The organism is Sphingomonas paludis (assembly GCF_053502515.1).
In genome coordinates, this window is sequence record NZ_CP187558.1 from 2661945 (window position 1) to 2684882 (window position 22938).

General features: G+C 66.8%; 23 protein-coding genes. 13 read left to right on the top strand and 10 right to left on the bottom strand.

The window, feature by feature from the left end:
* Nucleotides 1-5 precede the first annotated feature (5 nt).
* Both kdpA and ACPVPU_RS12895 read right to left on the bottom strand, forming a co-directional pair.
* Nucleotides 6-1688, bottom strand: coding sequence for a potassium-transporting ATPase subunit KdpA (kdpA, locus tag ACPVPU_RS12890; RefSeq protein WP_448658353.1), 1683 nt, complete (start codon nt 1686-1688; stop codon nt 6-8).
* 13 nt (nt 1689-1701) lie between these two features.
* Entirely contained in the window at nt 1702-1791 is a 90-nt protein-coding gene (locus ACPVPU_RS12895; protein WP_448658354.1) for a potassium-transporting ATPase subunit F, read from the bottom strand.
* Nucleotides 1792-2025: 234 nt separating this feature from the next.
* On the opposite strand from ACPVPU_RS12895, the gene bchI reads away from it, so the two are divergent.
* From bchI to ACPVPU_RS12915, 4 genes are read left to right on the top strand one after another with little or no spacing between them, the layout of a single operon-like run.
* Nucleotides 2026-3027 carry a magnesium chelatase ATPase subunit I gene (bchI, locus tag ACPVPU_RS12900; protein WP_448658355.1) on the top strand — a complete coding sequence of 334 codons (1002 nt, stop codon included), beginning with the start codon at nt 2026-2028 and terminating at the stop codon, nt 3025-3027.
* Nucleotides 3024-4760, top strand: a complete 1737-nt coding sequence (locus ACPVPU_RS12905; protein ID WP_448658356.1) for a VWA domain-containing protein — start codon at nt 3024-3026, stop codon at nt 4758-4760. The genes bchI and ACPVPU_RS12905 overlap by 4 nt, the downstream gene beginning before the upstream one ends.
* Complete coding sequence (gene bchO, locus ACPVPU_RS12910; protein ID WP_448658357.1) at nt 4757-5641, top strand: alpha/beta fold hydrolase BchO; 885 nt, start codon at nt 4757-4759, stop codon at nt 5639-5641. The genes ACPVPU_RS12905 and bchO overlap by 4 nt, the downstream gene beginning before the upstream one ends.
* A gap of 47 nt (nt 5642-5688) precedes the next feature.
* Nucleotides 5689-5838, top strand: coding sequence for a hypothetical protein (locus tag ACPVPU_RS12915; RefSeq protein ID WP_448658358.1), 150 nt, complete (start codon nt 5689-5691; stop codon nt 5836-5838).
* Nucleotides 5839-5856: 18 nt separating this feature from the next.
* Here ACPVPU_RS12915 and ACPVPU_RS12920 read toward each other — a convergent pair whose 3' ends face one another.
* Both ACPVPU_RS12920 and crtD read right to left on the bottom strand, forming a co-directional pair.
* Nucleotides 5857-6780: a hypothetical protein gene (locus ACPVPU_RS12920; protein WP_448658359.1), complete on the bottom strand. Its 924-nt coding sequence runs from the start codon at nt 6778-6780 to the stop codon at nt 5857-5859.
* Nucleotides 6696-8264 carry a 1-hydroxycarotenoid 3,4-desaturase CrtD gene (gene crtD, locus ACPVPU_RS12925; RefSeq protein WP_448660519.1) on the bottom strand — a complete coding sequence of 523 codons (1569 nt, stop codon included), beginning with the start codon at nt 8262-8264 and terminating at the stop codon, nt 6696-6698. Before crtD ends, ACPVPU_RS12920 begins: the two co-directional genes overlap by 85 nt.
* Nucleotides 8265-8341: 77 nt before the next feature.
* On the opposite strand from crtD, the gene ACPVPU_RS12930 reads away from it, so the two are divergent.
* The 9 genes from ACPVPU_RS12930 to pufM all read left to right on the top strand — a co-directional run bounded on the left by ACPVPU_RS12930 (nt 8342) and on the right by pufM (nt 16970).
* Nucleotides 8342-9475 carry a methyltransferase gene (locus ACPVPU_RS12930; RefSeq protein ID WP_448658360.1) on the top strand — a complete coding sequence of 378 codons (1134 nt, stop codon included), beginning with the start codon at nt 8342-8344 and terminating at the stop codon, nt 9473-9475.
* Nucleotides 9476-9599: 124 nt separating this feature from the next.
* Nucleotides 9600-10535, top strand: coding sequence for a chlorophyll synthesis pathway protein BchC (gene bchC / locus ACPVPU_RS12935; protein ID WP_448658361.1), 936 nt, complete (start codon nt 9600-9602; stop codon nt 10533-10535).
* A gap of 2 nt (nt 10536-10537) precedes the next feature.
* A complete protein-coding gene (locus ACPVPU_RS12940) occupies nt 10538-11515 on the top strand; it encodes a chlorophyllide a reductase iron protein subunit X (protein WP_448660520.1) in 978 nt (325 codons plus the stop codon).
* Nucleotides 11502-13019, top strand: a complete 1518-nt coding sequence (bchY, locus tag ACPVPU_RS12945) for a chlorophyllide a reductase subunit Y (protein WP_448658362.1) — start codon at nt 11502-11504, stop codon at nt 13017-13019. Before ACPVPU_RS12940 ends, bchY begins: the two co-directional genes overlap by 14 nt.
* A gap of 64 nt (nt 13020-13083) precedes the next feature.
* Nucleotides 13084-14529 (top strand): chlorophyllide a reductase subunit Z, encoded by a 1446-nt coding sequence (gene bchZ, locus ACPVPU_RS12950; RefSeq protein ID WP_448658363.1) that lies wholly within the window; start codon nt 13084-13086, stop codon nt 14527-14529.
* 127 nt (nt 14530-14656) lie between these two features.
* Nucleotides 14657-14884 carry a light-harvesting antenna LH1, beta subunit gene (pufB, locus tag ACPVPU_RS12955; protein WP_448658364.1) on the top strand — a complete coding sequence of 76 codons (228 nt, stop codon included), beginning with the start codon at nt 14657-14659 and terminating at the stop codon, nt 14882-14884.
* A 12-nt stretch (nt 14885-14896) separates the two neighbouring features.
* The gene (gene pufA, locus ACPVPU_RS12960) at nt 14897-15085 is read left to right on the top strand and encodes a light-harvesting antenna LH1, alpha subunit (RefSeq protein ID WP_448658366.1); all 189 of its coding nucleotides are present in this window, start codon (nt 14897-14899) and stop codon (nt 15083-15085) included.
* A gap of 118 nt (nt 15086-15203) precedes the next feature.
* Nucleotides 15204-16028: a photosynthetic reaction center subunit L gene (pufL, locus tag ACPVPU_RS12965; RefSeq protein ID WP_448658367.1), complete on the top strand. Its 825-nt coding sequence runs from the start codon at nt 15204-15206 to the stop codon at nt 16026-16028.
* A gap of 15 nt (nt 16029-16043) precedes the next feature.
* A complete protein-coding gene (gene pufM / locus ACPVPU_RS12970; protein ID WP_448658368.1) occupies nt 16044-16970 on the top strand; it encodes a photosynthetic reaction center subunit M in 927 nt (308 codons plus the stop codon).
* Nucleotides 16971-17215: 245 nt separating this feature from the next.
* Here the strand turns inward: pufM and ACPVPU_RS12975 are convergent, their stop codons facing one another.
* The 6 genes from ACPVPU_RS12975 to ppsR form a co-directional block, all read right to left on the bottom strand.
* Nucleotides 17216-17503, bottom strand: a complete 288-nt coding sequence (locus ACPVPU_RS12975) for a hypothetical protein (RefSeq protein WP_448658369.1) — start codon at nt 17501-17503, stop codon at nt 17216-17218.
* Between the two features lie 7 nt (nt 17504-17510).
* Nucleotides 17511-17993 carry a TspO/MBR family protein gene (locus tag ACPVPU_RS12980; protein WP_448658370.1) on the bottom strand — a complete coding sequence of 161 codons (483 nt, stop codon included), beginning with the start codon at nt 17991-17993 and terminating at the stop codon, nt 17511-17513.
* A gap of 6 nt (nt 17994-17999) precedes the next feature.
* On the bottom strand, nt 18000-19196 hold the full coding sequence (locus tag ACPVPU_RS12985; RefSeq protein ID WP_448660521.1) for a geranylgeranyl diphosphate reductase: 1197 nt from the start codon (nt 19194-19196) through the stop codon (nt 18000-18002).
* Entirely contained in the window at nt 19196-20527 is a 1332-nt protein-coding gene (locus ACPVPU_RS12990) for a BCD family MFS transporter (RefSeq protein WP_448658371.1), read from the bottom strand. The genes ACPVPU_RS12985 and ACPVPU_RS12990 overlap by 1 nt, the downstream gene beginning before the upstream one ends.
* Nucleotides 20524-21426 (bottom strand): chlorophyll synthase ChlG, encoded by a 903-nt coding sequence (gene chlG, locus ACPVPU_RS12995; protein ID WP_448658373.1) that lies wholly within the window; start codon nt 21424-21426, stop codon nt 20524-20526. Before chlG ends, ACPVPU_RS12990 begins: the two co-directional genes overlap by 4 nt.
* Before the next feature lie 84 nt (nt 21427-21510).
* A complete protein-coding gene (gene ppsR / locus ACPVPU_RS13000; RefSeq protein ID WP_448658374.1) occupies nt 21511-22929 on the bottom strand; it encodes a transcriptional regulator PpsR in 1419 nt (472 codons plus the stop codon).
* Between the last annotated feature and the right edge of the window lie 9 nt (nt 22930-22938).

The following is a 22938-nucleotide window of genomic DNA, read 5'->3' on the forward strand; positions in this document are numbered from 1 at the left end:
TTCCTTTAGAGCAGCTGGCCGCTGGCGACCTGGAACTGGTCGGCGACGGGGCCGAGAACGAGACTGGGGAGGAAGGTGAGGCCACCAACGATCAGGATGACGGCGACCAGCAGGCCGATCCACAACAGCCCGGTGGTCGGGAACGTGCCCGGACCGGCCGCAATCCGTTGCTTTGCGGCCAACCCGCCTGCGATGGCCAGTGCCGGCAGGATGACGCCGAACCGACCGACGACCATGCCGATCGCCAGGGTGATGTTGTAGAATGGCGTGTTGCCGGTCAGGCCGCCAAAGGCCGACCCGTTGTTCGCCACCGCGCTGGAATAGGCGTACAGGATCTCGCTGAACCCGTGCGGCCCACTGGCAAGCGGTCCCGCAAGCCCGGCCGCAGTGACGCTGGCCAGCGCGGTCAGGCCAAGGATGAACATCGGCAGGACGGCGATGGCCATGACGGCCAGCTTCATTTCGCGCGCTTCGATCTTCTTGCCGATATATTCCGGCGTCCGTCCGACCATCAGCCCGGCGATGAACACCGCCAGGATGCAATAGATCAGGATGCCATAGAATCCCGCGCCCACGCCGCCGACGATCACTTCGCCCAGTTGCATGTTGAGGAGCGTGACCAGCCCGCCCATCGGCATCAGGCTGTCGTGCATCCCGATCACCGCTCCGCAGGATGCAGCCGTGGTAACCGCCGCGAACAGGGCGGTGGCGGCGATGCCGAAGCGTACCTCCTTGCCCTCCATGTTCCCGCCGGCCACCCCCAGCGCCTGATGCACCGGATTGCCTGCCGCTTCCGCCCAGTAGAGCGCCGCCACGCCCGCCAGGAACAGCACCAGCATCGCGGCCAGGATCGCCCAGCCCTGGCGCATCCGCCCGACCGCCCGGCCAAAGGTAAGCGTCAGCCCCGCGCCCAACACGAAAATGCTGAGCATCTGGATCAGATTGGACAGTGCGGTCGGATTTTCGAACGGGTGCGCCGAATTGACATTGAAAAAGCCGCCGCCATTGGTGCCCAGCATCTTGATGGCCAGTTGCGATGCGACCGGGCCGATCGCGATCGTCTGGCGCGCGCCTTCGGGCGTGATGGCTTCCACCGACGCGGCCAGCGTCTGCGGCACGCCCATGCCCACATAGGCCAGGGTCAGCACCGCACAGGCGGGCAGCAGCAGGTAAATTGTCACCCGCGTCAGGTCGGTCCAGAAATTGCCGATCGTCGCCGCGCCCGACCGTGCAAAGCCGCGGATACAGGCAAAAGCCACGGCGATGCCGGTCGCGGCGGACAGGAAATTCTGGACCGTTAGGCCCGCCATCTGGCTGAAGTGCGACAGCGTGGTTTCGCCGCCGTAATTCTGCCAGTTGGTATTGGTGACGAAACTGACCGCGGTGTTGAACGCCAGCCAGCTTTCGACCCCGGCGAACCCCTGGGGGTTGAGCGGCAATCCCCCCTGCAGCTTCAGGATGGCGAACAACAGGGCGATACCGGCCAGGTTGAATGCCAGCACGGCGGCGGCATAGCCGGCCCATCCCTGCTCCCGCAGCGATTGGTCGCCGATCAGGCGGCGCAGCACCGCTTCGCCGGGCATTGATCGGTCGTCGTACAGGCGGAACAACCAAGCGCCGGCCGGGCGGGCCAGGGCCACGACAAGCGCGGTGAACACCAGGATGAGCGTCCAGCCGGACAGGGTCATCGCCGCGCCCCCCTCAATATCGCTCGGGCCGCGCCAGCACGGCGAGCAGATAGACAAGGATGACGGCCGCGACGAGCGCCCCCGCCCAGAGTTCAAATGACATGGCGTTCCTCCATATGAGACGCCGGACATAGGGCCGGGGGGCATGAAGCGGCGCGGGGGATGGCGACCGCCCCGCATAAAGGCAGCGTAAAGTCCGTCCCGCCCGACCGTCTATGGGATCGCCCGCGCGCGCATCCATCCGGCATCGAATGGCAAAGTCATTGCTTCCCTGACAGCAATGGGCGACAAGTCGGCTTGACGGTCGGGCGCGCGCGGGGCCGGGGACGGGGAGAATATGGGCGGATTTCCATTCAGCGCGATCGTCGGCCAGGACGAAATGAAACGGGCGCTGCTGATCGCGGCGGTCGATGCGCGCATCGGCGGCGTGATGATCTTCGGGGATCGCGGCACCGGCAAATCCACGGCTGCCCGTGCGCTGGCGGCTGCCCTGCCCCCGATCCGCATGGTCGAGGGCAGCCGGTATAATTGCGATCCCGACCATCCCCATGACTGCCCGGAGCCGTGCGCGGGCAAGCGCGCTCGCAAGATGCCGGTGCCGTTTGTCGATCTGCCGCTGGGATCGACCGAGGACCGGGTGGTCGGCACGCTCGATCTGGAACGCGCGCTGGCGCACGGCGAGCGCCGGTTCGAACCGGGGCTGCTCGCTCGGGCGCATCGCGGCTTCCTCTATATCGACGAGATCAACCTGCTGGAGGATCATGTCGTCGACCTGTTGCTCGACGTCGCCGCGTCCGGGGAAAACAGGGTCGAGCGCGACGGCATGAGCATCCGCCATCCCGCCCGGTTCGTCCTGGTCGGCAGCGGCAATCCCGAAGAAGGGGAATTGCGCCCGCAATTGCTGGACCGGTTCGGCCTGTCGGTCGAGGTGCGGACGCCGGAATCGGTTGCCGAACGCGTCGAGATCATGCGGCGCTGCGACGCGCAGGAACGCGATGCCGCCGCCTTTGGCGAAGCTTGGAAGGCCGCCGATGCCAAGGTGCTGCGCCGGATCGCCAGGGCAAAGACGGCGTTGCCCGCCGTCGAGACGCCCGATGCCGTGCTTGGCGATATCGCCGCGCTCTGCAAGGCGGTCGGCGCTGACGGGCTGCGCGGCGAATTGACCGTGATGCGCGCCAGCCGGGCGCTGGCGGCGCTGGACGGCGCACCATCGGTCACTCGGGCGCATATCCGGGATATCGCGCCGCTGGCGCTGCGGCACCGCTTGCGGCGCAACGTGCTGGATGAAACCGGATCGACCGTGCGCATCGAACGGGCATTGACCGAGTTGTTCGGATGATGCCCGCCCTGGCCGGCGAGGCGCCCGCGGGCGACGCGATGCTGGCCCTGCAGCTGTTGCTGTCCGATCTCGGCGCCCTGGGGGGCATCATGCTGACCGGGGGCGGGCCGGCGCGCGACGCGCTGATCGCCGGAATGCAGGATGCAATGGCGGATGCCGGGCCGGTGCGGCGCATCCCGGCCAGCATCGACATCGAACGGCTGACCGGCGGGCTGGATCTGGCCGCCACGCTGGCCACGGGCCGGGCCGTCACCCGACCGGGCATCCTGGCAGAGGCGGCGGGCGGCATCGTCATCCTGCCGATGGCCGAACGCATCGCGCCGGAGATCGCGGTGCCGGTCGCCAGCGCGGTCGACGCGGGCCAGTGCGCGGCGATCCTGCTGGACGACCGGGCCGACGAAGCAGAGGCGCCGCCGATCCTGCTGACCGAACGAATGGCGTTTCACTGCGACCTGTCGCTGCTGCGCGATGTGGACCCGGCCCCCGCCCGCCCGGATCGCCACGAACTGGCAAATGTTGCGCCGCTGGACGACGAACAGCGCGCCGCGCTGATCGACATTGCCGATGCGATGGACGTCGGATCGATGCGCGCGCTGTTGTTCGCTCAGCGTGCAGCGCTGGCTCATGCCGCCCTGCACGGCCGCGACCACGCGACCGACGACGATCTGGCCGCAGCCGTCCGACTGGTGCTTGCCCCCCGCGCCCGGCGCGCGCCGCCCCCGCCAGCCGAGCCGCCACAGCCCGATGCGGCAACGCCCCCCGCCGATCCACCGCCGCCGGAGCCGTCGGACGACGCGGGCGACCGCACGGCCGACGACCCGCCCCCGCAGCAACAGGGCACGCCCGATCTGGACGACATCCTGCTGGCGGCGGCGGCAGCGGCGCTCCCCAGGCGGCTGCTGGGCGAAATCGACGGCAATGCGGGCCGCACGGCCAGGGGCCGGACCGGAAGGGGCGGCGGCGGTCGCAAACCCGCGCTGCGCGGACGGCCCATGGGGGCGCGACCGGGCATTCCCGGCGATGGCCGGCGGCTGGCGCTGATGGACAGCCTGCGCGCGGCGATCCCGTGGCAGGGCATCCGCCGCCGCGATGCGGCACCCGGCGATGTGCGCCCGATCCAGCTGCGGAAATCGGACCTGAGGATCAGGGCGTTTCGCGAACGGCGCGAGGCCCTGACCGTCTTTGCGGTCGATGCGTCGGGGTCCTCGGCGATGAACCGTCTGGCCGAGGCCAAGGGCGCGGTCGAGCTGATGCTGGCCGAGGCTTATGTGAAGCGGGCGCAGGTCGCGCTGGTCGCGTTCCGGCACCAGGGCGCGGAGATCCTGTTGCCCGCCACCCGGTCGCTGACCCGCGCCCGGCGCGCGCTGGCGGCGCTTCCCGGCGGTGGCGGCACCCCGCTGGCGGCCGGGCTGATCGCAGCGCAGGCGCTGGCAGAGGCCGGGCACAAACGGGGCCAGTCCCCGGTGGTTGCGATCCTGACCGATGGCAAGGCGAACGTGACCCAGGACGGGCGCGCCGACCGGGTGATCGCGATGGCGGAGGCAATGGACGCCGCCCGCTCGATAGCGGCGGCGGGCATCGCCAGCATCGTCATCGACATATCAGCGCGCGCGCGGCCCGAAGCAGCCCAGCTGGCACATGCGCTTGGCGGGCGGTATCTGCCGCTGCCGATGGCGGGCAGCGCCGCCATGGTCGCCGCCATCGATCGGATCGGTGCGGAGCTGGCGGCATGAGCGGGCGACATCCGGATTGGGAAGTGGACGGGCAGGACTGGCCGAATCGCACAGCGAGCCGCTTCGTCGCATCGGGCGGCTATCGCTGGCATGTACAGCGGATGGGGCATGGCCCGGTCTGCCTGCTGCTGCACGGCACCGGCGCGGCGACGCACAGCTGGCGTGACCTGATGCCGATCCTGGCCGAACATCATGACGTCGTCGCCATCGACCTGCCCGGCCATGGCTTTACCCGGTCGCTCTCCAGCCATCGTCCGACCTTGGAGGGCATGGCACAGGCAGTGGGCGCGTTGCTGGACACGCTGGGGATCGTACCGGACCGGATCGTGGGCCATTCCGCGGGCGCAGCGATCGGCGCGCAGCTGGTGCTCGACCGGGGGTGGCGAATGCCGCTGATCGGGCTGGCCCCGGCGCTGATGCCCTTTCCCGGGCTGGCGGCAAAGCTGTTCCCGCAACTGGCGACTTTGTTGTTCACCAACCCTTTCGTCTCGATCATCTTTTCGCGCATGGCGGCCGCCCCGGGCGAGGCTGCGAAGTTCCTCAAGCGATCGACCGGATCGCGGATTGATGCCGATGGCGAGCGTTATTACCGACGGCTGTTCAGCAAATCGGGCCATTGCGATGGAGCGATCCGGATGATGGCCAATTGGCGGCTCGAGCCGCTGCGCGACCGGCTTGGGGAACTTACCGGGCCGGTCCTGTTGGTGCATCCGGCCAATGATGCGGCGATCCCGGCATCGGCGGTGACTGCGGCTGCCGCCCTGATCCCGGGGGCGCAGCAGACCGGCTTGCCGAAACTTGGCCATCTTGCCCATGAGGAGGATCCGCGAGGGGTGGCGGCGCTGATCACGGCATTTGCACCGACCGGCCAATCCGCCTAGCCTTTGCCGGACCGGCCCCGGGCCGTGCGAAGCAAGGCGATTGCGACATGCTCGAAAATTACGGCTTCATCGAACTGATCTTCGTCGCGGTCGTGGCGCTTGGCCTGGGCTTCTGGCAATTGCGGTCGATCAACCGGGAAATCGCGAAGGACCGGGAAAAGGCAGCGCAGAAGGCCGATCCGGGCGAACCGCGCTGAACGATCAGCCGGGCGGTTTCAGCCTGGCTCGCGCGGCATCTTGTACGGCAGCATGAACTGCACGACCGGGTTGACCAGCCGGTCGAGCGAAATGCTTTCCTGAACCGCCATCACCCGCTCGCCAAAGATGCGGGTGTCCAGCGTCGATCGGGCGTAGAAGGGGGCATCCTCCCATGTGCGGATCACCGACGCCAGGCCGCGATCGGCGCGCGTCTGGCGCTTGAGCAGCCAGCCGCTGGGCGGCAGCGGCGCGACCAGCGGCAGTTCGTCCTCGATCACGCTGCCGTCCGGGGCAAAGCGCAGCGCGCTGCCGAAATGGGTGCCGTCGCGCCGTTCGCCCTCATACAACACCGCCACGTCACGGCCCAGATGCGCGCGGGACCAGTGCCAACTGCTAAAGCCCGCCTCCAGCGGCTCGGCACCGTCATTGCCGTCCAGATAGCCGCTGCCCTGCCACCGGATGTCGGGATCGCGCATCCGCACCTCCACCCGTGCCCGCGGCGCAAAGGCGTGCCAGTGATGCACGCCCCAGGGGTCCAGCCGGAAACTGCGGCCGACCAGCACCTCGGGGTGCAGGATCACCTGCCCACTCACCCGCCGCCGCCACGGCACGCCCAGCCGGATGTCGCGCTCCTCGATATCGATGATCAGCCGGTCGCGGTCCCAGCGCATGGCGCTCGGCCCGATGGCCAGCATGTCGCGTTCCTGGATCGTCGCGCCCGCCCCCCGCTCCGTCATCACCCAGCGTGAGCGCGGGCCATAAAGCGCGAAATTCAGGCAGCTGTGGTCCAATGGAATCGCGCGGCCGGACCGTCGGTAATAGGGGGAAAAAACGCTGCCGATAAAACCGATGATGGTCAGCCCGAAACGCCCTCCATCGGGTCCGTCGGCATCGCTGGTCGCGTCGATATACCACCAACGATAGCCCTGTGGTGGAACCACCGCGTCGAACGACGGTCGGCCAGGATCGCCTCGCTCGCCAGCTGTCCCGACAAGGCGGCCATCGGGACGCCCGCGCCAGGATGCGTCGCCCCGCCCGCGCAATAAAGCCCATGGATCGCTGTCCGGCTGCCGGGCCGGAGGAAGCTTGCCGCCCACCCGTGCGAGGCCCGTCCATAAAGGGCTCCACCCGTCCCCGGAAACCGGTGCGCGAAATCCGTCGGCGTGATCAGCCGGTGCGCCAGCGGTTGTTCCAGCGTCAGGCCACAGGCGCGCAGCCGATCCAGCATGATCGAGGTGCATTGGTCTTTCTCCGCAATAGAATAAAGGTGGCGGTCGCCATTGGCGGGCGCGTTGACGATGACCTGGAACCGCTCCGGTCCCTCCGGCGTCGCGCCCCCGCCCCGGTCGAGCGCGCACAGATAGGCGGTGGGGCTGGCCGGCGGGCGCCCGGCGGCGATGTCCGCGAACTCGGCGCGGTAATCGCCGGAAAAAAAGACATTGTGGAACGCCAGGTCGAAACCCTGCGGCCGCCCCCGCGCCAGCCAGACGAGCGCGGAGAGCGAACGCGTCCGTTCCGGCATCGTGCGGGCGGCACGGGCGACCTGCGGCCCAAGCAGCCCCGCCGCCAGCGCCGCCGGGTCGCCGTTGAACACCACCCGGTCCGCCGCCATCCAGCGCCCGTCGGCCAAGGAAACCCCCGTCGCCCGTCCCCGGTCCACCGTGATCCGGTCGACCGTCTGGCCATAGCGGAACGCAACGCCGCGCGCTCTGGCCAGGCGCTCCAGCGCATTGGCCAACGCACTGATGCCGCCGTCGATGGCCCATACGCCCTGCGCCTCCACATCGGCGACCAGCATCAGCGTGGCAGGCGTCAGGAACGGCGAGGACCCGCAATAGGTGGTGTATCGGCCGAACAGCTGAATGAGGCGCGGGTCGTCGAAATGTTCGCCCAGCACCTTCCACAGGCTTTCATAGGGGCGGATGGCCAGCAGCGCCCCGACCCGCCACAGCCCCACCCGCCACATCAATGCGGGCGGCAATGGCTTGCTGGCGCGCAGGAACGGGCGATCGAGAATGTCGAAGATTCGCCGCGCCTCGGCCGAAAAGCTCCGAAAGCCCGCGGCCGCCCGCGCCCCTGCAAACTGGCCGATGGCATCGCAGCTCGCCTCGAAATCCGCATGCAGGTCCAGCCGCTCGCGGTCGTTCCAGGCATGGCGGGCCAGGATCGTCGCACGGGTCAGGCGCAGGTGATCGTCCACCCGCTCGTCCACAGCGTCGAAAATCGCGTCGAACACGCTACGGAGGGTAAAGACGGTCGGACCGGCGTCGACCGGCACGCCTTCCACGGCAAGCTGGCGCACCTTGCCCCCCGGCGCGTCGGCACGATCGATCACGGTCACCGCTTCGCCGCGCGCGGCGAGCAGCAGCGCCGTCACCAGGCCGCCGATCCCCGCTCCCACCACAATGATCCGTTCGCCTTCCATCGCCACCGTTGTTCCGTCGGAGGAAGTTTGGATTTGACCCGATGCTATCAGAAGTTCATCCTGATGGACATTCAATTATGTCAACCAAAACGGACACATTTGCATGGCGCACCCGCTGGGTGCTGTGGCGCAATGCCGTGCTCGGCAGCGCCGCATTCCAGCGTTGGGCGTGCAGCACTCCGGGAATGCGCGCCATCGGGCGGCGAAAGGCGGCGGCGCAGTTCGATCTGGTTGCGGGGTTCGTCTATTCGCAGATCCTGTTCGCCTGTGTCGAAACCGGCCTTGTCGAATGGCTGCGCAGCGGCCCGCGCACGGACGCGGAGGTCGCGACCTTCCTGTCGCTTGGCGATGCGGCAACCGCGCGCCTGCTCCACGCGGCGGCAGCGCTGAAGCTCGTCGAGTCGCCGGAGGCAACAATCTGGACGTTGGGCGAGGCCGGCGCGGCTCTATCCGCCAATATCGGGGCCATGGCGATGATCCGGCACCATGCGCTGCTGTACCGCGACCTGGCCGATCCGGTCGACCTGCTGGCACGCGACCGCCGTTCGGATACTGCGCTGTCGTCCTTTTGGTCCTATGCGGCAAAGGACGGGGATGGCGGCACGGATGCGGCAACGACTCGGCCCTATTCGGCGCTGATGGCCGCCACGCAACCGATGATCGCGGAACAGGCGATTGCCGCCTATCCCTTTGGCCGCCATCGCAGAATCCTGGATATCGGCGGCGGTTCGGGGGGCTTTGCGATGGCGGTCGCCGATGCAGCACCCAAAGCCGCCATCGGTATTTTCGACCTGCCCGGCGTCATCGGCCAGGCTGGCGAACGGATCGCTGAACGTCCCGATGCGGGACGGTTCACGCTGTTTCCGGGCAGCTTCCGTGACGATCCCGTACCGCCGGACCATGATCTGGTGACGCTGGTCCGCATCCTGCACGACCATGACGATGAGGTGGTCGCATCATTGCTGGCGGCAATCCACCGAGCACTGCCGACGGGCGGCAAATTGCTGATCATCGAGCCGATGGCCCGAGTCGGCGGGGCGGAGCGGATGGGCGACGCCTATTTCGGCCTGTATCTGTGGGCGATGGGGCAAGGCAGGCCGCGCAGCGCTGCGATGCTGCGCACCATGCTGAACCAGGCGGGCTTTTCGCGCAGCGAGGTGGTGCGCACGCATCTGCCCCTAATCACGAGCGCCTTGGCAGCCACGCGCTAAGAGCGAGCGATCGTTCCATACTGTCAATTAAAGTTGACAACCCTAGGCGTAAGCATATGGTGACATCACGCGGCACGTCCGGCTGGTCTGGCTGGATGGGCGGCGGGAAAGGACGAGGGGCAGCGTGCACGGTTCGGCCATCATTATCGACGCGCCCGGCAGCCTGACGGTCGGCAAAACCGAACTGACTGCCCTGACCGCTGGCGATGTCCTGGTCGAAACCGCGTTCAGCGGCATCAGCACAGGCACCGAAAAGCTGCTGTGGCAGGGCCGCATGCCCAGCTTTCCCGGCATGGGCTATCCGCTGATCCCCGGATACGAATCGGTGGGACGGATCATCGATGCAGGCACCGATCACCGCCAACGCATCGGCGAATGGGTGTTCGTGCCCGGTGCCAGTTGCTACCGGGATGCGCGCGGGCTGTTCGGCGGGGCGTGCAGCCGGTTGATCGTCCCGGGCGCTCGCGCCCATGCCGTTCCGGAATCGATGGGCGAGCAAGGGGTGCTGTTCGCGCTGGCCGCGACGGCGCTGCATGCCATGGGCCGGGCGGCGCTGCCCGAACTGATCATCGGGCACGGCGTGCTGGGTCGCTTGCTCGCCCGGCTGACCCTGGCCGCAGGCGGGCCGGCACCGATGGTCTGGGAAACCGATCCGCGGCGGCAGACGGGGGCCACCGGCTATCTTGTCGTGCATCCCGATGACGATGATCGCCGCGATTATCGTACCATTTACGACGTCAGCGGCGATGCGTCCGCCATTGACGGATTCATCGCGCGGCTTGCCCGTGGGGGCGAGCTCGTCCTGGCCGGATTCTACAGCCAGCCGATCCAGTTCGCCTTTGCCCCCGCATTCATGCGCGAAGCGCGGATCAGCATCGCTGCCGAGTGGCAGCCCGAGGATCTTTCCTCCGTGCGCGCCCTGGTGGCTAGCGGCGACCTCAACCTGGGCGGCCTCATTTCCCGCATTGAGCCGGTGGCGAGAGCGGACGCCGCCTATCCGCAGGCATTTGACGATGTGGAATGCCTGAAAATGCTGCTCGACTGGAGAGATTGCGCGTGACCATGCTCGACCTGAACGCCCTGCGCGAAGAAGCGTCCCATGAGCCCGATCCGGTCCACACCGGCGAGGTGAAGAAGGAAACGCAGATCATCGCCATTTACGGCAAGGGCGGCTCGGGCAAGTCCTTTGCCCTGGCCAACCTGTCCTACATGATGGCGCAGCAGGGCAAGCGCGTGCTGCTGATCGGCTGCGATCCCAAATCGGATACCACCAGCCTGCTCTTCGGCGGCAAATCGACGCCGACGATCATCGAGACCAGTTCCAAGAAGAAGCTGGCGGGCGAGGAGATCGGCATCGAGGATGTCTGTTTCCAGCGCGACGGCGTATTCGCCATGGAGCTGGGCGGGCCGGAGGTCGGCCGCGGCTGCGGTGGGCGCGGCATCATCCACGGGTTCGAAACGCTGGAAAAGCTGGGCTTCCACGAATGGGGCTTTGATTACGTCCTGCTGGATTTCCTCGGCGACGTCGTCTGCGGCGGCTTCGGCCTGCCGATCGCGCGGGACATGTGCCAGAAGGTGATCGTGGTCGCCTCCAACGACCTGCAATCGCTCTACGTCGCCAACAATGTCTGCAAGGCGGTCGAATATTTCCGCAAGATGGGCGGGAATGTCGGCGTTGCGGGCATGATCCTGAACAAGGATGACGGCACCGGAGAGGCCAATGCCTTTGCCGAAGCCGTCGGCATCCCGGTACTCTGCGCGATCCCGGCGAACGAGGATATCCGAAAGAAATCCGCCAATTATCAGATCATCGGCAAGCCCGGCGGCCAATGGGCGCCCTTGTTCGAGGAACTGGCGATCAACGTGGCGGAGGCGCCGCCGCTGCGCCCTGCCCCGCTCGACCAGGACGGGCTGCTCAACCTGTTCAGCGCGGACGTTACCGGCGCCGACTTCACGCTGAAGCCCGCGACCCAGGCCGATATGCGCGGCGTCGACTTCGTCGTGAAGCCCAGCCTGGAAGTGGTCTATGATGCGGTCTAAGGATCGCCTCGACCTTCCCGCACCGGGCGGCGCGACGGGCGAAGGGGCCTGCGCGTCGAAGGATACGCTGCGCGAAGCGGCGATCAGCGCCGGCAAATCCGACGTGCTCGACCGCTACGCCGCCGATTATCCGCAGGGTCCGCACGATCAGCCGCAGTCGATGTGCCCGGCATTCGGCAGCCTGCGCGTCGGCCTGCGGATGCGGCGCACCGCGACCGTGCTGTCCGGCTCGGCCTGCTGCGTCTATGGCCTCACCTTCACCGCGCATTTCTACGGCGCGAAGCGCAGCGTCGGCTATGTGCCGTTCAGCTCGGAAACGCTGGTCACCGGCAAGCTGTTCGAGGATATCCGCGACGCCGTCCACGATCTTGCCGATCCGGCGCTCTACGACACGATCGTCGTCACCAATCTGTGCGTGCCGACCGCAAGCGGCGTGCCGCTGCAATTGCTGCCCGATCAGATCAACGGCGTGCGCGTGATCGGCATCGACGTGCCGGGGTTCGGCGTGCCGACCCATGCCGAGGCAAAGGATATCCTGGCGGGCGCCATGCTCAGCTATGCGCGCAAGGAGGCCGAAACCGGCCCCGTCGCCGCGCCCAAGCAACGATCGGACCGGCCTACCGTGACGCTCCTGGGTGAGATGTTCCCGGCAGACCCGCCAGGCATCGGGCTCTTGCTCGAACCGCTGGGCCTTGCGGCCGGTCCGGTCGTGCCGACGCGCGAATGGCGCGAGCTGTATCAGGCGCTGGATTGTGCCGCCGTCGGCGCGATCCACCCCTTCTATACTGCCAGCATCCGCGAGTTCGAGGCGGCAGGCCGCACCGTGGTCGGCTCGGCGCCGGTCGGGCGCGACGGCACCGCCGCCTGGCTGGATGCGATCGGCAAGGCCTGCGGCATCGCTCAGGACAAGGTGGATGCGGCCAAGAACAAGTTCCTTCCTGCCATCGCCGCCGCGCTTGCCGCCAAGCCGGTCAAGGGCCGGATCACGGTTTCCGGCTATGAAGGGTCGGAACTGCTGGTCGCGCGGCTGCTGATCGAAAGCGGCGCGGACGTGCCCTATGTCGGCACCGCTTGCCCGCGCACCGTCTGGTCCGATCCTGACCGGGAATGGCTGGAAGCGCATGGCTGCCGCGTGCAGTACCGCGCCAGCCTGGAACAGGATATCGCCGCGATCGCCGAATATGGCCCCGATCTGGCCATCGGCACGACGCCGGTGGTGCAACATGCCAAGCAGCGCTCGATCCCGGCGCTCTATTTCACCAACCTGATCTCCGCCCGGCCCCTGATGGGTCCGGCGGGTGCGGGCAGCCTGGCCATGGTCGTCAACGCCGCGCTGGCCAACCAGCACCGCTTCGACCGGATGACTGCCTTTTTCCAGGGCGTCGGCAGCGGCCCGACGGCCGGCGTGTGGGAGGATACCCCCGTCGACCGCCCCGACTTCAAGGCGAAGTACGCCGCCAAGCGCATCGCCGCGGCCAAGGCCGAGGAGCATATCGGCACATGACCCTGATCATCGATCACGGCACCGACGATTTCGTCATGATCGCCATCGCGGCGGGAGACGCCGCATGACGCTCATCATCGATCATGACCGGGCGGGCGGTTATTGGGGCGCGGTATACGCGTTCACTGCGATCAAGGGGCTGCAGGTCATCATCGACGGCCCGGTGGGTTGCGAGAATCTGCCGGTAACGTCGGTCCTCCATTATACCGACGGGCTGCCGCCGCATGAGCTGCCCATCGTCGTCACCGGACTTGGCGAACAGGAACTGGGCCGCGACGGCACCGAGGGCGCAATGAAGCGCGCCTGGGCGACGCTCGACCCCGATCTGCCCGCCGTGGTGGTCACCGGATCCATCGCCGAGATGATCGGCGGCGGCGTGACGCCGGAGGGCACCAATATTCAGCGTTTCCTGCCGCGCACGATCGACGAGGATCAGTGGCAGTCGGGCGACCGCGCCCTCACCTGGCTCTGGACCCAGTTCGGCCCGAAAAAGGTGGCGCCGGCAAAGCCGCCGCTCATTGGCCAGAAGCCGAAGGTCAACATCATCGGGCCGATGTACGGCACGTTCAACATGCCGTCCGACCTGGCGGAAATCCGCCGCCTGATCGAGGGGATCGGCGCGGAGGTGAACCTCGTGTTCCCGCTGGGCAGCCATCTGGCCGAGATCAAGAAACTGGCGCTGGCCCAGGTCAATGTCTGCATGTACCGCGAATTCGGTCGCGGCCTGTGCGAGGCGCTGGAGCGTCCCTATCTGCAGGCACCGATCGGGCTGGAACAGACCACCCTGTTCCTGCGCAAGCTGGGCGAGCTGACGGGCCTGGACCCGGAAACGTTCATCGAACGCGAGAAGCACACGACGATCAAGCCGCTATGGGATCTGTGGCGCTCGGTCACCCAGGATTTCTTCGGCACCGCCAGTTTCGGCATCGTCGCCACCGACACTTATGCCCGCGGCATCCGCAAGTTCCTCGAGGACGATATGGGCCTGCCCTGCACCTTCGCGGTATCGCGCTGTGCCGGGGCCAAGTCCGACAACCAGTCGATCAAGGACCAGATCGCCACCAATCCGCCGCTCATCCTGTTCGGCAGCTTCAACGAACGGATGTACATGGCCGAGGCCGGGGGCCGGGGCGTCTATATCCCCGCCAGCTTCCCCGGCGCAGTCATCCGCCGTCACACCGGCACGCCGTTCATGGGCTATTCGGGCGCGACCTATCTGGTCCAGGAAGTGTGCAATGCGCTGTTCGACGCGCTGTTCCACATCCTGCCGCTGGCCGGACAGCTCGACAGGGCCGAGCCGACGCCTGCCCGCATGGAACGCGAAGTTCGTTGGGACGACGCCGCCAAGACCGAACTGGACGCGGTGGTCGAGCGCGCGCCGGTGCTGGTCCGCATTTCCATGGCCAAGCGCATCCGCGATGCCGCCGAGCGCAGCGCGCGCCGCGCCGGCGAGGACCGCGTGACTGCGGACCGGCTGGCTACCGCAATTTCGGAAGGGGCCGGCCAATGAGCCGTCCAAACATTTCACCCGGCCTTTTGCCGGATGTCAGGGGCCTTTGCAGCGATCGATGCTGCGGGAGGGCGCCCGGAAGAGCCGCGCGTTGCGGTTCGGACCGGGCATGGTTGGAGGATGAATCATGAGCGATACGGAACGCTTCGGACCGGGGGCCTATCTGACCCCCGAAGAGGCAAAAGAGTTTCACAAGATTTTTGTGTCGAGCTTTCTCGGCTTCACCGTGATCGCGATCATCGCGCACGTGCTGGTCTGGTCGTGGCGGTCGTGGCTGCCGGGCCCGAACGGCTACGCGATGCTGCACGACGCGACCCAGGTCGCCAGCACCGCCATCACGACCTTTCTGGCATAAGGAAACCGGACCATGTGGAGACTTTGGCTGATTTTTGATCCGCGTCGTACGCTGGTCGCCCTTGCGGCGTTCCTGTTCGTCCTGGCGCTGCTGATCCACTTCATCCTGTTGAGCACCGATCGCTTCAACTGGATCGAAGGACCGAAGGCCGCGCAGGCCGCGATGACCGCCCCGGCGGCTCCCGCTCCGGCGCTGACCTGATCGTCCCTTCCGGCTCTGAGGATCGCGGGGCGATTGTGCCGCGATCCTCAACGGCGCGGAAAACGGGACCGAATATTTCCTCAAGGAAAGCCATCATCATGGGTGGCGGGGGTGTGCTATGGCACTGCTAAGCTTCGAGAGAAAGTACCGCGTGCGTGGCGGTACGCTGATCGGCGGCGACTTGTTCGATTTCTGGATCGGACCCTTTTACGTCGGCTTTTTCGGCGTCATCACGGCAATTTCGGCGATCCTGGGAACGGCGCTGATCCTGTACGCGGCTTCGCAGGGCGACACCTGGAACCCGTGGCTGATTTCCATCGCGCCGCCGGCCATCGATTATGGCCTCAGCCTCGCGCCCCTGAAACAGGGTGGCTTCTGGCAGATCATCACGATGTGCGCGACCGTGGCCTTTGTGTCGTGGGCGCTGCGTGAGGTCGAAATCTGCCGCAAGCTTGGGATGGGCTATCATGTCCCAATCGCGTTCGGCGTCGCCATCCTGGCCTATGTCACGCTGGTGATCATTCGGCCGGTACTGATGGGCGCATGGGGATATGGCTTTCCCTACGGCATCTTCAGCCATCTGGATTGGGTGTCGAACACGGGCTACGCCTATGTGAACTTCCACTACAATCCGGCGCACATGATCGCCGTGACGTTCTTTTTCACCACCTGTCTGGCGCTGGCGCTGCACGGGTCGCTGATCCTGTCCGCGGTCAACCCGGCCAAGGGGACGCCGGTCAAGACGCCGGAATATGAAGACACGTTCTTTCGTGACTTCATCGGCTATTCCGTCGGCACCATCGGCATCCACCGGGTCGGCCTGTTCCTGGCGCTCAACGCCGGGTTCTGGAGCGCGGTCTGCATCGTCATCGCCGGTCCCCTGTATGCGGGCAGCTGGCCCGAATGGTGGGAATGGTGGCGCAACATTCCGATCTGGTCTTAACGGGAGGGTACGGACATGGCGCGTTATCAGAACATCTTTACCCAGGTTCAGCTGGCCGGCGCTCCCGAACTGGGCATGCCGTTGCCGCACGGGGACGAACCCCGCGTGGTGGCGACCGGTGCCAGCTACTGGATGGGCAAGTTCGGCCAGGCACAGATCGGGCCGATCTATCTGGGCTGGTTGGGCCTGGCCTCGCTGCTCTTCGGCTTCTTCGCGATCGAGATCATCGGGTTCAACATGGCCGCATCGGTCAACTGGGATCCGGTCGAGTTCGTTCGACAGTTCTTCTGGCTGGGCCTGGCCCCGCCATCGGCCGAATATGGCTTCACGCCCTTCGTACCTCTGAACGAGGGCGGCTGGTGGATCCTCGCCGGCTTCTTCCTGACGCTGTCGATCCTGCTCTGGTGGGCGCGCAGCTATCGCCGGGCCAAGGCGCTGGGCATGGGCACGCACGTCGCCTGGGCCTTTGCCGGCGCGATCTGGCTTTACCTGGTGCTGGGGTTCATTCGCCCCTTCTTCCTGGGCAGCTGGGCCGAAGCGGTTCCGTTCGGAATCTTTCCCCACCTGGAATGGACGAACAACTTCTCGCTGCAATACGGGAACCTGTTCTACAATCCGTTCCACGCGCTCTCGATCGCGTTCCTCTATGGCTCGGCCCTGCTGTTCGCCATGCACGGCGCGACCATCCTGGCCGTCGGCCGCTATGGCGGCGAGCGCGAGCTGGAACAGATCACCGATCGCGGTACGGCATCGGAACGGGCCGCGCTGTTCTGGCGCTGGACCATGGGCTTCAACGCCACGATGGAATCGATCCATCGCTGGGCGTGGTGGTTCGCGGTACTAACGACCGTGACGGGCGGTATCGGCATCCTGTTGACCGGCACCGTGGTGGACAACTGGTACCTCTGGGCAATCGAGCACGGCTACGCCCCCGAATACTGAACGCCGCGGCTCACCCCGCTGCTCGGTGACGGGCGGCGACCCCCGGAAAGCCCGGTCGGAAACGGCCGGGCTTTTTGGCGTCCGTCAGCCTTGATCGGCTGACTAACGGCCCGGACTCCAGTTGTTGAATAGGCAAAATAAGCGCCTGTAATCGATCGGGCGGGTAGCGTCAGGCCGCGCTGCTGCGGTGGAGGGCGGTCAGATCCAAGCGCTGCTCAGGGTTTTCGCCGACAATCGCTCCCCGATCAGGGGCGGGCGATCGCGTCGTCCCGCCGCTCCGCGTGCCGCCGGCGGCGCAGGGACAGATCGATCAGGTGGACGGGAAAGGACAGCGCTAGCGGCACCGCCAACCAGGGCCATGACCATCCGGTCAGCGCCGCGCGCAGGGTCAGCATCATCAGTACCGCGGGCAGCAGGGCCGCGATCAGGTCGCGCCATGCCCAGCCACGCCAGCGCAGCACCGCCGCCTCAACCGCCAGCACGGCCAGCACCAGATCGACGGCATGACCGCTGGCGAACAGGGCCTGCATCATCGCACGGTCAGCCGAAGGGTCCGTTCAGCTGGACGACCTGGTAATTGAGTGCGCCCGCCACCGTCACCCAAATCAGATAGGGCACCAGCAACACCGCCGCCGCGCGGCTGAACCGGCGACAGAACAGGATCAGTGCAAGAATCGAAAGCCACAGCAGGCAGAGCTCGGCCAGGGCCAGATCGGGGCGGTGCAGCCGGAAAAAGATGAAGCTCCACCCCAGATTGAGAAAGCCGTTGAGCGCGAACAGGCCGATGGCGATTTCCGCGTCGCGCCGCGTCGGCGCGGTCTGCCACACTCGCACGCCGGACAGGGCGATCAACGCAAAGATCAGGGTCCAGATGATGCCGAACGCATAATCGGGCGGCGCCCATGCCGGCTGGCGCAGCTGATAATACCATTCGTCCAGGACGGTCAGCGTCCCCCCGACCAGTGCCGTCACCAATGCCAGCGATCCGGCGATCAGGATCGGAAAAAACGCGGCTCTGTTCATGCGCGACTATCGTTCCTCGACCGTCCTCAATCCGACCAGATGGCCCAGATCCTTGAAGAAGACCCGTATATGCGCCAGCGGATCGCGGCGCACCAGTTCCTTGTTCATATACGCCTCCCAGGTCAGGCGCTGAACGTCCGGGTCGGCGCACATCTTGACGAAGCGTTCGCGGCGCTTGTCGTTGCGATACCAGAAATACTGCATCATCCCCAGAATCCAGAACACCCGGCCATGCGCCTTCATGAACGCGCGGCGGGCATCGCCCAGGGCACGGGCATTGCCGGTGGCCAGGAACCGGTCGACCGACCGCGCGCCCATCCGCCCGGCGGTCATCGCATAATAGATGCCCTCGCCCGACGACGGCGCCACCACCCCCGCCGCATCGCCGACGACCAGCGCGGTGCGCCCATTGTCCCATCGCTTCAGCGGCTTCATCGGAATGGGCGCGCCCTCTTCGCGCAGCGTCTTCCACCCGTCCATGCCGGTCTGTCGGCGCAGCACCGCAGTCGCGGCACGCAGCCCGAATCCCTTGTTCGCGCTGCCCAGGCCGATGCTGGCGGTGCCGCCATGGGGAAAGATCCAGGCATAGAAATCGGGCGACAAATGCCCCTGATAATAAACGTCGCAGCGCGACGGATCGTAATCGGGGCCGGTATCGGCCGGCACTTCGACGATTTCGTGATAGGCAAAGACGCAGCGGACGTTTTCGCCACCGGGGATGCATTGCCGGGCAACCAGCGACCGGGCGCCATCGGCCCCGATCACGGCACGCGCGGTCACCACCTGTTCGGGCGAACGGCGGTCGGTGCGATAGGTCAGGCGGGCGATGCCGCTGCTGTCGTCCACGCCCTCGCACTGTCCGGTCACCCGCACCGCACCGGCACCGGCCGCCCGCTCGCGAAGCCATTCGTCGAACACGTCGCGGTCCACCATGCCGACATAGCCTTCGCCGCCGCACGGCATGTCCACCGCCCGGCTGGACGGTGCGATGATCCGCGCCGATCGGGCATGGGCGACCAACAGGCTGTGGGGGATATCGAAATCGGCCAGCAGCCGCGGAGGGATCGCCCCGCCGCATGGCTTGATCCGGCCCGCCCGGTCGAGCAGCATCACCCGGTGCCCGGCCTGGGCCAGTTCATGTGCGGCGGTTGCACCCGATGGGCCGCCCCCGACCACGATGACGTCGAAATCCGTTTTGCGCATCATGTCCATGCCCCCGCCTGCAATGATTTGCGCGGCAGGCGGACGCCCACCGCAAGGCCGGCGGCGAGCAGGAACATCGCCCCTTCCACCGCAAATACCGTGGCAAAGGCCATGTCGTCTGTCCCCCTGCCCCGCATGACATCCAGCAGCAGCGCGCCGATCAGGCCGCCTGCGCCGAATGCCACCGCCTGAGTGGCACCCCATACACCCATCCGGGCGCCCTCGCCCGCCAGTCGGCCGTCACCGGCCATGGTCAGCATCGCGCCGACCGCCGCCACGGCGAACACCCCGTTGGCCAGCCCCAGGCAAAAGATGTTGGCGGTCAGCGGCCAATCCCCGCCCCGCACCGCCGCAAGCGCAAGCCCGACCAGCATCGCCGCCGATCCGGTGCAGCCGATAATGATCCACAATGCCGGATTGCGGCCATATCGCCGCGCATGCAGCGAACCGCCCAACCCGGCGACGGCCATGCCGACCAGGATGCCACCATGCTGCAGCCCGGCCAGCTGGGTCGATTGACCCGGCGTCATCTGGAACACCAGACCCGCAAAGGGTTCGAGCACCAGGTCCTGGATCGAATAGGCGATCATCGACATGAAGACGAAACCGGTGAAGCGAAGCGCACGGGCGTCTTGACCGATTTCGGCCAACGCCGCCGCGAACGACGCCGTCTGCGCATCGGCGGTGGGACTATCCACCGGCGGATACCGCGCCTCCACCCCGGGAATCGCCACCAGCGCCAGGGCAAAAGCGATCAGCACCACCATGCTGGTGACGATCGCCAGCCGGGTTTCGCCAAAGGGATCGAGGAACGCGCCAGACAGGATCGCGGCCAGCACGATGCCGGCGATCATCATGCTCCAGGTGATAGCAGCTGCGGCGGGCTTGCGGGCTGGCGCCACGCGGGATGCGATCAGCGCGAGCAGTGCCGTGCCCGCCATGCCGACGCCGACGCCGATCAGGGTAAATCCGGCAATCGCAAGGATCAGCGCCGCCGCGCCGCCGCCGCCCATCCAGATTGCTGCATCGACGGCCAGGATGGTGCCCAGCGCCTGAACGGCCAGTCCCGTCAGCACCCAGGGCGTACGCCGCGCCGACCGGTCGGATCGATGGCCCCACAGCGGTCGGCTCAACTGGACGAGATAATGCCAAGCGACCAGCCCGGCGGGAATCGCGGCGGCGATGCCGTATTCGACGACCATCACGCGGTTGAGCAGCGCAGTGGCCAGCATCACCATGGCGCCGATCGCTGCCTGCACCGCGCCCAGCCGGACGATGCCGAACCAGCCCAGCCCGGCCGAACCGGAGGCGGCGGGGGCAAGCGCGATCACCAATAGCCCCCAAGGCCGAGTGCCGCCGCAAGCATCCCCAGGACGAACAACGAAACGCCGGTTGCATTGTACCACGGGGCGAGCCGCGCAGGATCACCCGCGAGCCGGACCATCAATGCCCCCTGCACCAGCGTGAACAATGCGACGATCCCCGCCGACAACCACAGGCCGTCCCGGATCAGGAGGGCGATCACCGCCAGCTGAGCCGCGGCCATGACGATACAGGCGATCAGCGCGGCCGGACGAACGCCGAGCGTGACCGGCAAGGATCGGATGCCGGTTTCGCGGTCGCCCGCCACCGCCTTGAAATCGTTCAGCGTCATGATGCCGAACGCACCTGCGCTGTAGCACAGCAGCACCGCCAGCACGGTGGGCGCGGGCAGGCCGCCCTGCATCACGCTGACCCCGGTGAACCACGAAAGCCCCTCGTAACTGAGCGCGCAGACCGCCGGGCCGAGCCAACCGCTGCGCTTGAACCGGAACGGCCGGGCGCTGTAGCTCCAGCCGCACAGCAGCGCGACGACGGTGGCGGCCAGCACCCAACTGCCCAGAAGCGCGCCGACGGCCAGCGACACCGCCGACCCGGCGACGGCAATCAGCACCGGCCATTGTCCCGGCACCCGGCCGGACGGAATGGGGCGGCCAGGCTCGTTGATCGCGTCGACATGCCGGTCGCACCAGTCGTTGATCACCTGCGACGTGCCACAGACCAGCGGTCCAGTCAGCGCGATACCGGCAATCAGGAACGGCCAGTGATCGACGATCGGCACTCCGGCGGAAACCACGCCGCACATGAATGCCCACATCGGGGGAAACCAGGTGACGGGCTTGGCCAGTTCCACCACATCGCGCCAGGCAGGCGTGCCAGTCGTCGGATGGGGAAGCGCGGAGTCTGACATGGCCGAAGGCTATGCCCCGGCCGACCCAGTGTCAATTTAATTGGACATCACTTGCGTCAACCATGGACGACAGATGACACCGCGTCAGTCGCGTTCGGAAAGGTTGCCGATCCCGTGCCGGTGCAGCTTGGCATAGAGGCTTTGTCGGCTCAGTCCCAGGATTTCGGCAGCGGAAGCCCGGTTGTCGGCGGTGTGGACCAACGCCGCCTCGATGCACATGCGTTCGATCAGGTCGGTACTTTCGCGCACGATTGCCTTCAGCGTCTTTCGTCCGACCAGACCAGTCAACTGATCCACCGATCGCGGCGCATCGACCGATGCCGCCGGCAGGTCGCGTTCGCGGCGGCTGATGTTGCGCAGGGTATAGCCATAAATCGGCCGGTCGCGGTCGATGCGCACCGCCGAAATCTCCACCGCCTCTTCGCCGCCGTTCAGGTCGTGCACGATCGAGGGGAAATGCCGGACCAGCTGATTGCCGGCCATCTGCTTGCGGAGCAGCGTCAGATCGACATCGCCGCGACCCAGCCGACCGACCAGCGACATGCCGCGCAGCTGTTCCACCGAACCCGCCTGCACCAGGTCGGCAAAGGCCCGGTTCGCCAGAATGATCGCCTGTTTATCGTCCGCCAGCACAAAGGCGTCGGGCATCCGATCGACCATTTCCAGCACGTCGCGTTCCGACTGGCTGGCCACGGGTTGATGGCCGCCGTCGATCAGGCTGACCAGCCAGAATTGACGCCCCGCCTGGCGAAACGCGGTGGCCGTAAGCTTCATGTCACGATCCTGCCCGATCAGCTGGATCGCAACGGGATCGATCGCGGGATTGACCAGCGCCGCCCCCAGATAGGCGATGACGTCGTCCCGATACGGCTCGGCAATGCGCGTGATCAGCGACCGTCCGTCCAGCGCACCGGCCGATACCCCGGCCAGCGCGTGAAAGGCCAGGTTCGCCTGCTGGATCTGGTGCGTTTCGGCATCGGTGATGACCACGGGATCGGCGATGGTATCGAACAACAGGCGATAGCGGGTCTCCGCCTGACGCAGCTGCAGATAGTCGCGCTCCATCGCCTGCTGCGCCTTCAGCACGCGCTGCTGCAGCGCCGCCAGCGACGACAGGTCCCGACCGATCGCAAGGAACCAGCCGGAATCGCCACGCGGCTTCATCACGCGATAATTGACGGGCAGTTCCTCACCATCCAGCTCGTGATTGACCTGGCGCCAGACGGTGACCGCTCCGCCGGATACATCCAGCATCTGATCGATCTTGTCCCGGCTCTCGACGGTTACCGTTTCCTGCCATTTGCGCCCAACCCAGCGATGGGCAAATCCGTGATCGCTCGACTGGACGGCGATGTCCCGGATGACCCGGTGCTGGTCGATGGCAAGGACGATATCGCCGGCCGAACAGGCCAGATCGAACATGTCGCGGCTGTCGAATGCCGCGACCAGCCGTTCCGGGTCGGAAAACGGAATATGCTGGCCGCTGGCGGACGGTTTGTGCATGAACCGCGC

Excerpts from the sequence above, each read along its gene's own strand:
- ACPVPU_RS12895 (WP_448658354.1), bottom strand. The coding sequence starts at position 1,791 with ATGTCATTTGAACTCTGGGCGGGGGCGCTCGTCGCGGCCGTCATCCTT.
- chlG (WP_448658373.1), bottom strand. The coding sequence starts at position 21,426 with ATGTCAGACTCCGCGCTTCCCCATCCGACGACTGGCACGCCTGCCTGG.
- bchZ (WP_448658363.1), top strand. The coding sequence starts at position 13,084 with ATGACGCTCATCATCGATCATGACCGGGCGGGCGGTTATTGGGGCGCG.
- pufB (WP_448658364.1), top strand. The coding sequence starts at position 14,657 with ATGAGCGATACGGAACGCTTCGGACCGGGGGCCTATCTGACCCCCGAA.
- ACPVPU_RS12905 (WP_448658356.1), top strand. The coding sequence starts at position 3,024 with ATGATGCCCGCCCTGGCCGGCGAGGCGCCCGCGGGCGACGCGATGCTG.
- ACPVPU_RS12975 (WP_448658369.1), bottom strand. The coding sequence starts at position 17,503 with ATGATGCAGGCCCTGTTCGCCAGCGGTCATGCCGTCGATCTGGTGCTG.
- pufL (WP_448658367.1), top strand. The coding sequence starts at position 15,204 with ATGGCACTGCTAAGCTTCGAGAGAAAGTACCGCGTGCGTGGCGGTACG.
- ACPVPU_RS12915 (WP_448658358.1), top strand. The coding sequence starts at position 5,689 with ATGCTCGAAAATTACGGCTTCATCGAACTGATCTTCGTCGCGGTCGTG.
- bchI (WP_448658355.1), top strand. The coding sequence starts at position 2,026 with ATGGGCGGATTTCCATTCAGCGCGATCGTCGGCCAGGACGAAATGAAA.
- kdpA (WP_448658353.1), bottom strand. The coding sequence starts at position 1,688 with ATGACCCTGTCCGGCTGGACGCTCATCCTGGTGTTCACCGCGCTTGTC.
- crtD (WP_448660519.1), bottom strand. The coding sequence starts at position 8,264 with ATGGAAGGCGAACGGATCATTGTGGTGGGAGCGGGGATCGGCGGCCTG.
- bchY (WP_448658362.1), top strand. The coding sequence starts at position 11,502 with ATGATGCGGTCTAAGGATCGCCTCGACCTTCCCGCACCGGGCGGCGCG.
- ACPVPU_RS12985 (WP_448660521.1), bottom strand. The coding sequence starts at position 19,196 with ATGCGCAAAACGGATTTCGACGTCATCGTGGTCGGGGGCGGCCCATCG.
- pufA (WP_448658366.1), top strand. The coding sequence starts at position 14,897 with ATGTGGAGACTTTGGCTGATTTTTGATCCGCGTCGTACGCTGGTCGCC.
- ppsR (WP_448658374.1), bottom strand. The coding sequence starts at position 22,929 with ATGCACAAACCGTCCGCCAGCGGCCAGCATATTCCGTTTTCCGACCCG.
- ACPVPU_RS12930 (WP_448658360.1), top strand. The coding sequence starts at position 8,342 with ATGTCAACCAAAACGGACACATTTGCATGGCGCACCCGCTGGGTGCTG.
- ACPVPU_RS12940 (WP_448660520.1), top strand. The coding sequence starts at position 10,538 with ATGCTCGACCTGAACGCCCTGCGCGAAGAAGCGTCCCATGAGCCCGAT.
- pufM (WP_448658368.1), top strand. The coding sequence starts at position 16,044 with ATGGCGCGTTATCAGAACATCTTTACCCAGGTTCAGCTGGCCGGCGCT.
- ACPVPU_RS12980 (WP_448658370.1), bottom strand. The coding sequence starts at position 17,993 with ATGAACAGAGCCGCGTTTTTTCCGATCCTGATCGCCGGATCGCTGGCA.
- bchO (WP_448658357.1), top strand. The coding sequence starts at position 4,757 with ATGAGCGGGCGACATCCGGATTGGGAAGTGGACGGGCAGGACTGGCCG.